This is a genomic window from Mammaliicoccus vitulinus (assembly GCF_029024305.1).
GTDB lineage: Bacteria > Bacillota > Bacilli > Staphylococcales > Staphylococcaceae > Mammaliicoccus > Mammaliicoccus vitulinus.
Window position 1 is genome coordinate 1,313,954 of record NZ_CP118974.1, and the last position, 12,242, is coordinate 1,326,195.

The window sequence follows — 12,242 nt, forward strand, 5'->3', positions numbered from 1 at the left end:
AATGAGTCCTTATCAAGTTTTTGAAGATGCTCGATGGATATTAGAAGTGCTAGAAAATAACGGTCATCAAGCTTATTTTGTTGGTGGTTCTGTAAGAGATTATTTAATGGATAAACATATTTCTGATGTAGATATAACAACGAGTGCTTTGCCAGAAGAAGTTGAAGCATTATTTGAAAAGACATTACCGATTGGAAAAGAACACGGTACGATCATTGTGTTAGGACAAGAACAACAATTCGAAGTAACGACATTTAGAAAAGATGGAGATTACGTTGACCATAGAAGACCAACATCTGTACAATTTGTAACAGACTTATATGAAGACGTCGCAAGAAGAGACTTTACTATGAACGCGATAGCTATGGATAAATCTTATCAATTACATGATTATTTTGATGGTTTAAGCGCGATTAAGAATAAAATCATAACAGCTGTAGGCACACCGATTGATAGAATGGAAGAAGATGCTTTGCGTATTATGAGAGGTGTTAGATTCCAAGCGCAAACTGGCTTTAATCTCGATAGAGAAACAGAAGAAGCTATGCGTCAAACAGCGCATTTATTGGACAAAATTGCTATTGAAAGAATTGTCGTTGAATTAAAGAAAATGATCACTGGCCAATTTATAAATCGTACCATTTCGACAATTAATCATTTGGACATGTTTAAACATATGCCATTTTTCAAACATATTCATCACGACACCATTTTCATACCGCAGCAATCCAATTTTGAATTATGGATTGGATCATTGTGTTATTTATACGATTTAGAGTTTTCACGTTTAACGCATTTAAAAATAAGCAATCAAGAGAAGCGTGAAATCATTTCATATTATAATCTTTTAAATGCGTTTAAACATGAAGACAAATCAAGAGTAAACATGATTAGCTTAGTTTATTCATATGGGGACAAGAAAGTGAAGGACGTGCTTCAATTTATACAAGAAAATGAAGCACGTCTCAATATACAATTTCACCCTACAATTATGAATGCTATTTTAGTAGATGAAATTTATGATAAACTACCTATATACGATAAAGTAGACTTAAATATCAATGGACAAGTACTAATGAGTACTTTTAATAAAAAGGGTGGACCTTGGATTAAAGATACATTAAACAAAGTCGAACAAGCAGTAATCTTAAATAAAGTAAAAAACACACAAAATGATTTAATAGAATGGGTGCGAGAGAATGTCGAAATATAAACATGAAATTGTCAATTATTTATATCGAAATGATGAATACTTATCTGGTCAACACATTGCAGAGACATTAAATTGCTCACGCGTTACTGTTAAAAAAGTAATAGATCAACTTAGAAAAGAAGGATTTGAAATTGAATCCATATCTAATAAAGGTTATAAAATTGCAAAGATCCCTACAACTTGGCAAGAAGACATCGTTAATATAGAACTTAAAGATAATTTATTGTTAAATCGTGCAATTGTTCAAACACAAGTTGATTCTACACAAATACTCGCTAAAGCTCATGTCAATGACACGGACAATCATTTTATTGTGCTAAGTGATGAGCAGACTAAAGGTCGAGGTAGATTTAATCGAGAATGGTCATCTTTAAAAAGCAAAGGGCTTTGGATGTCGGTCGTATTAAGACCAGATATACCGATTCAAAAAATGTCGACATTCAATTTGTTTATTAGTCTTGCTATTCAAGAAGTGATTGAACAACATTATCATATACAATGTAAAATTAAATGGCCTAATGACATATATATAGGCAATAAAAAAGTATGTGGCTTCTTAACTGAGATGATAGCTGATACGGATGGTGTAAATGCTATTATTTGTGGAATAGGTATTAATTTAAATCAAACACAAGAAGAATTTGATAAAGTTAATCAATCACGCGCTACGAGTTTAAATATAGAGAATGGTAAACCTATAGAACCTTATCAATTTCTGAGCGTCCTTATAAAAGCAATCGAACAAAGATATGATCAATTTTTAAATTTACCATTTAGTGAAATTAAAGAATTATATAAAAGTAAAAGTATGATTTGGAATAAAACACTAACTTATACTGAAGGTAATAAACAAATTGTTGGTCGTGCAATTGACATTCAAGACAATGGGTTCTTAACTGTGATATCTGAAGATGGCGATTTACATCAATTTATGAGTGCAGATATCGAAATATAGGAGAGATAATATGGCGCAAAGATACGCTGTTGTAGATTTAGAAACTACTGGAAACCAAATCCAATATGACGAAATCATACAAATTGGTATTACATTTATAGAAAATCATCAAATTATAGATACATATCATTCATATGTTAAAACTGATTTGGAAATTCCGTCTTTCATCCAGGCATTAACAAATATAAATGAATTAGATTTACAAGAAGCGCCTTATTTTGAAGAAATTAGTAAATCTTTATTTAATAAGTTGAAAAACTGTGTGTTTGTCGCGCATAATGTTTTATTTGACTTGAATTTTTTAAAGTCTCATTTCGAAAAATATCAATTGGAATTTGAACCGAAATTAATAATTGATACGATGGAGCTTTTTAAAATTGCATTTCCAAATGAAGAAAGTTATCAACTAAGTGAATTGAGTCAATCATTAGAAGTGGATTTAAATCAAGCACATAGTGCAGATGAAGATGCTAAAGCAACAGCTTTATTATTTATAAAAGCCATTCAAAAAATTAAAAATTTACCGATTGATACGATAAAACAACTTTACTATTTATCTAAATCTTTAAAATATGATTTGAAAGATATTCTGTTTGAAATCGTTAGAACGAACCATGGGCAAGAAACAGTTTCTAGCAATATAAAGAAATATCAAAACATCCATTACTTAAAGCAAACACCTATTCGTAAATCTCACAATAGAGAGACGATTACAATTGATGAAGCATATGAAAGAATTCTCACAACATTTAATTTTGATTATCGTAAAGAACAATATCAGTTAGTACAACAGTTATTCGATTCATTATTGCATAATGAAAATGCGCTTATTGAAGCACCATTAGGAAGCGGTAAATCAATGAGCTTTGTACTCGCTTCATTGCTTTATTATTTAGAAACAGGTGAACATATTCTCGTATCTACGCATACGAAGCTACTTCAAAATCAACTGTTAGAACAAGAATTTAATAAAGTATTGACTGCATTAAACCTTGATTTAAAAGCTATGATTATAAAAAGTAAAGATCACTATATTTCTCTAGGTTTAATTTTGAATATTCTTCAAGATGATACGGATAATTACGAAGCAACGATCTTAAAAATGCAATTGTTAGTGTGGATTTTAGAGACTGAAACTGGAGATATAGAAGAACTGCATTTAAAGGGCGGACAAAAAGTATTCTTTGAACAAAAAAGAACAACTTATGTTCCTTTTAAAAATGATATACATTACTATCAATTTATTAAAGAAAGTGCCCAAAGTGTAGAGATTGGTATTACAAATCATGCACATTTATTGCAACATAGTACAGAAGATACGGTATATCAGTTGTTTAAACATATTATTGTTGATGAAGCACACCGCATACAAGACTATGCACTTAATCAAGTGACGGATGATTTAAATTATCAACATATTAAATATCACCTCGGATTATTAGGCAAAAATGAACAAGAAAAATTGTTTAAACGATTAGATAAACTTGAAAACAGAAGAGTGATTGAACAATACCCAATTAACCCGATAGATATATATCAACTTAAAAGAGATATCGAATTGCTACATGAGCAAAATGAAAATTTATTTGATGAATTGATGGCGCAAATCAATAACAGACAAGATTCTCAAGTTGGAGATGATCAACAAATTCATTATTTTTATGATATCGATATAACAAATATTTCGGAAATATTTAAACGACAAATTAGTACTATCAATCAAATCTTATCTAGATTCAAATCTTATACACACGCACATGTTAAAGCATTCAAAAAAGAATTGATTTATATTTACCACCAATACACTAAAATATATAACGTTATTAAATCTGGCCAGATACCTTTTGTTTCTATTAAAAAGATTACTCAGAAATCGACGCTTTCACTTTTTGTGAAAAAAGAAGAGGTTAAAGATTTACTTAATGAAGTATTTATCGAGCAATTTAATAGTAATATATTCATTTCTGGAACGTTAACTGTAAATGAATCATTTACTTCATTTAAATCTATGTTCCCTGAAAATATTGATTTTCACACATACTACTTAAATGACATTTATGATTTGAAAAACCAAGCGACTTGTTTTGTTCCTAACCATATGCCGACTTACCAGTTCCATAATCAAGATGAATATATTGAAACAATCGTTCATTATTTATCTACATTCGTCAGTGAAACAAATCAAAAATGTTTAGTGCTGTTTACGAATTATTCAATGCTTTATCAAGCTTATCGTTATATGGAAGAACTTGAAGTATTCGAAGACTATGTATTATTAATGCAGCAACAACATTCACATGTATATAAACTTGTTCAACAGTTTAACCAATTTGATAAAACGATACTGCTCGGAACGTTATCTTTCTTTGAAGGTTTTGATTATCAATCTTCAGGCATTAAATGTGTCATGATGACGAAGTTACCATTTATACATCAAGATGATCCGAGATACCATTTAATGAAAGATGAATTTGATAATCCATTTAAAGATTTCGTCTTGCCTGACGCTGTAACAAAATTCAGACAAGGTATTGGTAGATTGATTAGAAATAAAAACGATCAAGGTTTATTAGTGTGCTTTGACCGAAGAATTTTAGATAGTAATTATAGTAAATTTTTCATTAATGCTTTAGGTGAAATACCCGTAATTGAAGGCGATATAGATAATTTCCAAGATAAATTAAGAAAATATCCAAACAGATAGCAGTTGTATGCATAATTTGATAAAATAACTATAGGTAATTTATTTGAATAGGAGAAATAATAATGAATATTACGATTAAACAAGCGAAAGATTACGTCAATCAAGAAGTGACAATCGGTGCTTGGATTGCAAATAAGCGATCTAGTGGGAAAATAGCATTTTTACAGTTAAGAGACGGTACAGGGTTTATGCAAGGTGTAGTAGTAAAAGCTGAAGTATCAGAAGATATGTTCAAACTTGCTAAATCATTAACTCAAGAAACGTCAGTATATGTAACGGGGACAATTACAGAAGATGATCGTTCTAAATTCGGATATGAAATGCAAGTAAGTGGCGTAGAAGTTATATCAGAATCACATGATTATCCAATAACGCCTAAAAATCACGGAACTGAATTTTTAATGGATCATAGACATTTATGGTTACGTTCTAAACGTCAACATGCTGTTATGAAAATTAGAAATGAAATTATACGTGCGACTTATGAATTCTTTAATAACAATGGATTTACTAAAATAGATCCACCAATTTTAACAGGTAGTGCTCCAGAGGGTACGAGTGAGCTCTTCCATACAAAATATTTCGAAGAAGATGCTTTCTTATCTCAAAGTGGACAATTATATATGGAAGCAGCTGCAATGGCTCATGGTAGAGTGTTTAGCTTCGGACCAACATTTAGAGCTGAAAAATCTAAAACAAGACGTCATTTAATTGAATTTTGGATGATTGAACCAGAGATGGCATTTATGAAACATGATCAAAGTTTAGAAGTGCAAGAAAACTATGTTCAACATATTGTGACGTCAGTATTAGAAAATTGTACTTTAGAATTAGATTTACTTGAAAGAGATACGGCTAAATTAGAAAAAGTTTCTACACCATTCCCAAGAATCACTTATGATGATGCTGTAGAATTCTTGATTAAAGAAGGATTCGACGATATCGAATGGGGCGACGACTTTGGTGCGCCACACGAAACAGCTATTGCAAATCATTATGATAAACCAGTGTTTATTATTAATTATCCAACAAAAATCAAACCATTTTACATGGAACCGAACCCAGAGAATCCAGACACAGTATTATGTGCTGACTTAATTGCACCTGAAGGTTACGGAGAAATAATTGGTGGTTCAGAAAGAATCAGTGATTTAGAGTTAATTAATCAAAGAATTCAAGAACATGGATTAGATCCAGAATCATATAGCTATTACACTGACTTAAGAAAATACGGCAGTGTGCCACATAGTGGATTTGGATTAGGACTTGAAAGAACAGTAGCATGGTTAAGTGGCGTAGAACACGTTAGAGAAACTTCACCATTCCCACGTTTACTTAATCGTTTATACCCATAATAATACGCCCAATAATTGGGCGTATTATTTCTATTACAAAGTAGGTGAAAAAGAATGTATACTCGTGAAATGTTAAGAGAAAAACCAGTTGTTATACAAAGAGCTTTATTTAATCATTACGTAGAATTAGGCTTAAATGAAAAACAATTTGTTATTCTAATAAAATTATTAGATCAAGAAAATGAACGTAATATACAACCACCATTAGAAGATGTTCAGCAAGGAACAAGTTTGTCAATTCAAGAAGTCAGTCATATCATCAATCAACTTTCACAACTGAAATGTATAGACATTAAAATTGAAAAAGACGAACAGCATAAATATAATGAATTCATATCATTTGATCCATTGTTTGAACAATTGGCATTAGTCTTAAATGAAACAAAACAAGAAAACAAGGCAGAAGATCAAAATAACCAATTTAAAAAATTATTCCAAGAGTTTGAATCTACATTTGGTCGACCTTTAACACCATTAGAAGTCCAAACGTTAAATCATTGGATAGATACAGATCATCATTCCAATGAACTTATACGAAGTGCACTTAATGAAGCACATAGTTTAGATAAACTAAGTATCAAATATATAGATAGAATTTTATTGAATTGGAAGAAGAAAAACATTACAACTGTTCAATCTTCAAAAGAAGAAAGCGAAAAGTTCAATCAAAACAAAAAATTAAAACAAAATGTTAATTCAATACCGATTTTTGATTGGGTGAACGGGGAGAATCCATATGATAAGTAAAAAGAAAGCATTAGAAATGATGGATGTAATAGATGAAATGTTTCCTGATGCTGAATGCGAGCTTGTACACGATAATTCTTTTGAACTTACAATTGCCGTCTTGTTATCTGCACAATGTACAGATGTACTTGTCAATAAAGTAACGAAGTCCCTTTTTCAAAAATATAAAACACCTGAAGACTATTTAAGTGTCAGTTTAGAAGAATTACAAGACGATATTAGATCAATTGGATTATATCGCAATAAAGGAAAAAACATTCAAAAGCTATGTCAATCATTATTAGATCATTATGATGGTGTCGTACCAAGCACACATGAAGAGTTAGAATCGTTAGCAGGTGTCGGGCGTAAAACAGCAAATGTTGTCATGAGCGTTGCATTTGGTGAACCAGCACTAGCAGTAGATACACACGTTGAAAGAGTATCTAAACGACTAGCAATATGCAAACTTAAAGATAATGTACGACAAGTAGAAGACCGATTATGTAGTATAATTCCGAAAGAAAGATGGACAAAAAGCCATCACCAATTAATATTTTTCGGAAGATATCATTGTGTAGCGCGTAAACCAAAATGTGAAGCATGTCCTTTATTAGACGATTGTAGAGAAGGACAAAAAAGATTAAAAGCCGGACTTGTAAAGGTTGAAGATGCATGATAGAAAAACAAGACTTTATAGAACTAGAAGAACAAATCGAACCATTAGTAATAAATAAAAAACTGAAAAGTGATTACGCACATCAATTATTAGATCAATATTATGCGCTCATCATTGGTTATATCGAACAGATCAATCAAATAGACAAATTTGATATAAGTGAAATATCTAACTATCCAGTTATACCCATGAATTTTGAAGAACGATATCAATATATCAATTACAGAATTTATCACTTTATGGGATATAGACAAATGGTAACCTTAAAAGATGAGCTAATCAAAATGAACGCAAGATACCAACTTAAACTCAAAAGAGAAGCTAAATTAAAACAAGATGACTGATTAAAGTAATATTAAATAGAGCTATGACAGTAATGTAAAAGAGCGTAAATTCTTCTAACATAAGAATTCACGCTCTTTTTACTTTATCCACTGAGTCTTCGTGCAATTTGACTGTGAATTTATCAAGTCAGGGCTCACATGATAAATAGAATATATAAAAAGAGCTCTTCACGAGGCGATAACCTCGTGAAGAGCTCTTATATTTATATCCAAACGATTTCTTTATTCATCTTCTGCTTCTTTGGCCGCTTCTCTAGCTGCGTTTGAACTTGAGCTATTTGAGCTACTGGAGCTGTCAGAACTATTTGAATCACTACTTGAACTTTGTTCATTGCTAGATTCTGAAGTAGGTGACTCGGTTGTTTGTTCTTCTGTTGTTACATTTTCAGTATTAGCTGATTGTTGTTGTGTCGTGCTTTGTGCATTTGATGAATTTGAATTCGTTTGTGGTTCATTTGTTGTTACATTATTATTGTTGCCTGAGAAATTATAACTATTTTGTTGATTATCAGTATTACCAGTACTTGGTGCTGAGTTACTTGTTGTTTGGTTATCTTCATTACCTGCAACACTTAAGCTCTTGCCACTTCCAGTTACTGAATCAGGCTTTTCAAAGTCTGAACCGTCATAGCTTGAAATCTCTGACATAACTTCATTGAATAAAATTTGTGGTTTGATTTGTTCATCATGTCCTAAGAATGAGTTTTCACCGTATTCTTTAACTTTATTGAAGCCCATCCAAACAGACATTGTGTACTGTGGTGAATAACCTGTAATCCATACGTCTTTCGCTGCATTTTCAGGTAATTGATATTCACTGTATACTTCGTCACCATAAGTACCTGTACCTGTTTTAGCTGCGACATTTACACCATTTATACCATAACCGTAAGCTGAACCATATGCTTCGAAAGTACCTTTAAGCATTTCTGTTAACATATATGCTGTGTAATCTTCCATTGCTTTATGACTATCACTTGAGAATTTAATTGTTTCATCATCTTGTGTAACAACTTTTCTAATCGATTTAGGCTCATTATATGTTCCGCCATTACCCATACTTGCAAATGCTGATGCGAGTTGAGTAGGGGAGAATTCTGATTGTGAACCACCGAGTACTTCTGATGGTCCAATTTGGTCTTTATAATTTAAATTAACTTTAGATGCAAAGTCTTTAACGGCTTTTTCACCAGCGTTTTGATTCGTTTCTTGCCAAGATTTGAGTGCTGGTATGTTATAGGATCTTGCTAAAGCATCTGCCATAGTGACTGATCCATGTCCTTTACCGTCATAGTTCTTAAAGATACTACCATTAACATTATATTCACTTTCATCTTGGAACTTATGATTGGTAGCATATTGCATATTTTCTATTGCTGGTCCATAAGCTAAAATTGGTTTAAGTGATGAACCAGTAGGGTGTAAATCTGTTGCTTGGTTTCTATCTACAACATCCTTGTAATCTTTACCACCACTGATACCAACTAGTCCACCAGTTTTCGTATCTACTATGGATGACCCTGTAATTTGGTCTTTATTCTTGTAGAAAGTACCATTATCTACAGAATCTTGTAATGTTTTTTGAACATTTTTATCCATGTTTGTGTATATCTTCAGACCACTTGTCATAATATCGTTTAAAGATTGACCTTTGAACGCTTTATTTTCAGTGATTTCTTGTTTTACATAATTAATGTATGAAGCGTACTCGTTATCAGGTGTATCTGTCATAGCATCATTTCTTTCTTCTACCGTTCTTTGAACTAAGTTCTTATCTATAGGTGTATCTTGTGCTTCTTTCATTTCTTTCTTAGAAATTCTACCATGTCTTTCCATTAAATAAAGTACAGTGTCTTTACGTTTTTCTGCTCCCTCAGGATTGTCATAAATATTATATTGATTTGGTACTTGAGGTAAGCCAGCTAAATATGCTGTTTCTGCTAAGTTTAAATCTTTTAACTTTTTGTTGAAGTAATACTTAGATGCAGTTTGTGAACCGTAAATACCATCTGAATAATAAATTTTATTTAAATACATTTCAAAAATTTCATCTTTAGAGTATTCTTGTTCAAGTCTATATGAAAGGTAAGCTTCTTGAGCCTTTCTTTCTATAGATTTCTTATCAGTTAAGAATGAACGCTTTACAACTTGTTGCGTCAGTGTTGAGGCACCTTGTGAACCGAATCCACCAGTAAAGTTTTTCATGACTGCTCCAGATAAACGTTTATAATCTAATGCGCCATGATCATAGAATCGATTATCTTCTGTTGCTAGTACCGCGTCTTTTAATGTATCAGGTACGTCATCGAATTTAACATGTTCTCTCTTTTGTCCCATATAAAGGGTAGTCACGAGTTCGTTGTTTTTATCATAAATTTTAGTTGGTAATTGGTCTTTAAGCGCACTTTCATTGAAAGCAGGAGCTTTCCAAGCATAATATGCAAATACGAGAACACCTACTATTACCATTGCCAAGAATGCTAGTACGAGAATACCAAACACCTTAATTATTGTTCTCTTGATATTCCTCTTTTTCTTAGGTTGTTCTTTGTTATTTTTACTATTAGAAGCTTTTGATTGACTCATTTGAGCGCCTCACTTTCTGTTTTTATCAATTGATCAACTATTTGTATGTAGTTAATTCTTGGTCTAAATTGGATTGGAATGGCAAAACCATCTGACTCTATTTCTTTTAAAGTAATGGATTTTTTTCCTCCAGATTTATATCTGTCCCAATATACCATAAAATTCCTAAAAGGCAATAAAAATACGCTATCATGGTAGCTAAATTTTATCAATAAAAAACATACGCCTTTTTGGCTTGAAACTTGTTTCATATGTACTACTTGGTGATCGTGGATATTATTTAATGGGAAACTTGTTTTGTTTTTTGTTTCCTTAGCTTCAAAATCAATATAGTATCCATTATAAACACCATTGTAATCTGTCGTTGAAGGTTTTCTAAAATAAGCTTCTTTAATAACAGCTTTTTGTCTTTTAGGATAATCTACATCGACAATTTGGATAGGTGTCGGTTTCTTATGAATAACTGCTACATTTTCTAACCTGTAATATTGATTTGATTTATCAATTTCCTCTTCAAAATTCATCCCTCTCTTACCATATTGTATTTTACTATACTTAGGGGAGTCTTGACTTGGGACTTCAGAAGTATTTTTGATCCCTTTTTTACCATTTGGATAATTCAAATTTATCACCTAGCTTTATATCATAAAAACTCTAAACATTATACCTTATTTCATTATAAGTTACAAAAGTTTTTTATGATACATAAATATTCTAGAAGTTTTCTAGTTATGTTATCATTTTATCGTGAGGACTTTTAAAAAACAAACTTCATTGATAGTAGGGATAAAAATGATACAAGATCTTATAAATGAATTGAACAAGATGCAACAGATTTTTAAAAACGCTAAAGATGACCATGAGTATGACTTTTATAAAGACGTCGTGCCATTTGTTGAAGCTGTTGACGAATTGTTAGACAAACTCGCATTAGAACAACATAGGGTTATTCAATTACAATATATGAATGAACAAAAGTTTCAACTTCTTATTGATAATTACAAAGAGTTATCAGTTGAATGTCATTATAAAAGAACAAGCAAAAAACTGTTTCTCGAAAAACATAAAGCTGTTCAACATGATATGAGCTACATCTATACACATTTAGGTGATTTGTCATGACTTCCATATACTTTACTGGCTATAAGCCGTTCGAATTAAATATATTTAAAGATGATCAGCCAGAAGTTAAAGTCATAAAAGCATATATAGAAGAAATCATTAAGCAAGAAGTTGAAGAAGGTTTGGAATGGGTGATTATATCAGGGCAACTTGGATTTGAACTTTGGACTGCTGAAGTTACAATACAAATGAAACATAAATACCCTCAATTGAAACTGGCAATTTTAACACCATTTTTAAATCATTTTAATAAATGGAATGAAACGAACCAGCAAAAATATCAAAGCATAGTTGCTCAAGCTGATTATGTAAATGCTATACATCAAAGTGAATACCAAGGCGGATTCCAATTCCAACAAGCAAATGATTTTATATTGAATAATACCGACAAGACAATTTTGTTTTATGATGATGAACAAGAAGCTTCACCAAAGTACTTCCAAAGTAAGTTAGTTGATTTTGCCGAAAAGACAAATTATACTTATACTGTTATGACATTCATGGATTTACAAGACTTTATGGAATATAATTATAATAATGAAAATGAATCTTATTAAA

The 12,242-nt window shown here is 31.3% G+C and carries 11 protein-coding genes; 9 read left to right on the plus strand and 2 right to left on the minus strand.

Annotation, left to right across the window (positions count from 1 at the left end; genetic code table 11):
• The first annotated feature begins 1 nt into the window (after window position 1).
• The 7 genes from PYW35_RS06695 (at window position 2) to PYW35_RS06725 (ending at window position 7,976) form a co-directional block, all read left to right on the plus strand.
• The gene (locus tag PYW35_RS06695) at window positions 2-1,213 is read left to right on the plus strand and encodes a CCA tRNA nucleotidyltransferase (protein ID WP_103322298.1); all 1,212 of its coding nucleotides are present in this window, start codon (window positions 2-4) and stop codon (window positions 1,211-1,213) included.
• Entirely contained in the window at window positions 1,200-2,168 is a 969-nt protein-coding gene (locus PYW35_RS06700; RefSeq protein WP_103322297.1) for a biotin--[acetyl-CoA-carboxylase] ligase, read from the plus strand. Before PYW35_RS06695 ends, PYW35_RS06700 begins: the two co-directional genes overlap by 14 nt.
• Window positions 2,169-2,178: 10 nt before the next feature.
• On the plus strand, window positions 2,179-4,872 hold the full coding sequence (locus tag PYW35_RS06705) for a helicase C-terminal domain-containing protein (protein WP_103322296.1): 2,694 nt from the start codon (window positions 2,179-2,181) through the stop codon (window positions 4,870-4,872).
• Between the two features lie 62 nt (window positions 4,873-4,934).
• The gene (gene asnS / locus PYW35_RS06710) at window positions 4,935-6,227 is read left to right on the plus strand and encodes an asparagine--tRNA ligase (protein WP_103322295.1); all 1,293 of its coding nucleotides are present in this window, start codon (window positions 4,935-4,937) and stop codon (window positions 6,225-6,227) included.
• Window positions 6,228-6,281: 54 nt separating this feature from the next.
• A complete protein-coding gene (locus PYW35_RS06715; protein ID WP_103322294.1) occupies window positions 6,282-6,974 on the plus strand; it encodes a DnaD domain-containing protein in 693 nt (230 codons plus the stop codon).
• The gene (gene nth / locus PYW35_RS06720) at window positions 6,964-7,632 is read left to right on the plus strand and encodes an endonuclease III (RefSeq protein WP_103322293.1); all 669 of its coding nucleotides are present in this window, start codon (window positions 6,964-6,966) and stop codon (window positions 7,630-7,632) included. The genes PYW35_RS06715 and nth overlap by 11 nt, the downstream gene beginning before the upstream one ends.
• Window positions 7,629-7,976: a YpoC family protein gene (locus PYW35_RS06725; RefSeq protein ID WP_103322292.1), complete on the plus strand. Its 348-nt coding sequence runs from the start codon at window positions 7,629-7,631 to the stop codon at window positions 7,974-7,976. The genes nth and PYW35_RS06725 overlap by 4 nt, the downstream gene beginning before the upstream one ends.
• A gap of 222 nt (window positions 7,977-8,198) precedes the next feature.
• Here PYW35_RS06725 and PYW35_RS06730 read toward each other — a convergent pair whose 3' ends face one another.
• Both PYW35_RS06730 and recU read right to left on the minus strand, forming a co-directional pair.
• Window positions 8,199-10,562 carry a transglycosylase domain-containing protein gene (locus PYW35_RS06730; protein WP_103322291.1) on the minus strand — a complete coding sequence of 788 codons (2,364 nt, stop codon included), beginning with the start codon at window positions 10,560-10,562 and terminating at the stop codon, window positions 8,199-8,201.
• On the minus strand, window positions 10,559-11,185 hold the full coding sequence (recU, locus tag PYW35_RS06735) for a Holliday junction resolvase RecU (protein ID WP_103322290.1): 627 nt from the start codon (window positions 11,183-11,185) through the stop codon (window positions 10,559-10,561). The genes PYW35_RS06730 and recU overlap by 4 nt, the downstream gene beginning before the upstream one ends.
• 169 nt (window positions 11,186-11,354) lie before the next feature.
• Here recU and PYW35_RS06740 point away from each other — a divergent pair, with 169 nt between their 5' ends.
• Together PYW35_RS06740 and PYW35_RS06745 are read left to right on the plus strand one after the other, a co-directional pair.
• Window positions 11,355-11,684, plus strand: coding sequence for a DUF1798 family protein (locus PYW35_RS06740; RefSeq protein WP_103322289.1), 330 nt, complete (start codon window positions 11,355-11,357; stop codon window positions 11,682-11,684).
• Complete coding sequence (locus PYW35_RS06745) at window positions 11,681-12,241, plus strand: SLOG family protein (RefSeq protein ID WP_103322288.1); 561 nt, start codon at window positions 11,681-11,683, stop codon at window positions 12,239-12,241. Before PYW35_RS06740 ends, PYW35_RS06745 begins: the two co-directional genes overlap by 4 nt.
• Window position 12,242: the final 1 nt, after the last annotated feature.

What these genes read in the sequence shown, in the direction of transcription:
- asnS (WP_103322295.1), top strand. Translation starts at nt 4,935, where the DNA reads ATGAATATTACGATTAAACAAGCGAAAGATTACGTCAATCAAGAAGTG.
- PYW35_RS06725 (WP_103322292.1), top strand. Translation starts at nt 7,629, where the DNA reads ATGATAGAAAAACAAGACTTTATAGAACTAGAAGAACAAATCGAACCA.
- PYW35_RS06695 (WP_103322298.1), top strand. Translation starts at nt 2, where the DNA reads ATGAGTCCTTATCAAGTTTTTGAAGATGCTCGATGGATATTAGAAGTG.
- PYW35_RS06730 (WP_103322291.1), bottom strand. Translation starts at nt 10,562, where the DNA reads ATGAGTCAATCAAAAGCTTCTAATAGTAAAAATAACAAAGAACAACCT.
- PYW35_RS06715 (WP_103322294.1), top strand. Translation starts at nt 6,282, where the DNA reads ATGTATACTCGTGAAATGTTAAGAGAAAAACCAGTTGTTATACAAAGA.
- PYW35_RS06745 (WP_103322288.1), top strand. Translation starts at nt 11,681, where the DNA reads ATGACTTCCATATACTTTACTGGCTATAAGCCGTTCGAATTAAATATA.
- PYW35_RS06700 (WP_103322297.1), top strand. Translation starts at nt 1,200, where the DNA reads ATGTCGAAATATAAACATGAAATTGTCAATTATTTATATCGAAATGAT.
- PYW35_RS06740 (WP_103322289.1), top strand. Translation starts at nt 11,355, where the DNA reads ATGATACAAGATCTTATAAATGAATTGAACAAGATGCAACAGATTTTT.
- nth (WP_103322293.1), top strand. Translation starts at nt 6,964, where the DNA reads ATGATAAGTAAAAAGAAAGCATTAGAAATGATGGATGTAATAGATGAA.
- PYW35_RS06705 (WP_103322296.1), top strand. Translation starts at nt 2,179, where the DNA reads ATGGCGCAAAGATACGCTGTTGTAGATTTAGAAACTACTGGAAACCAA.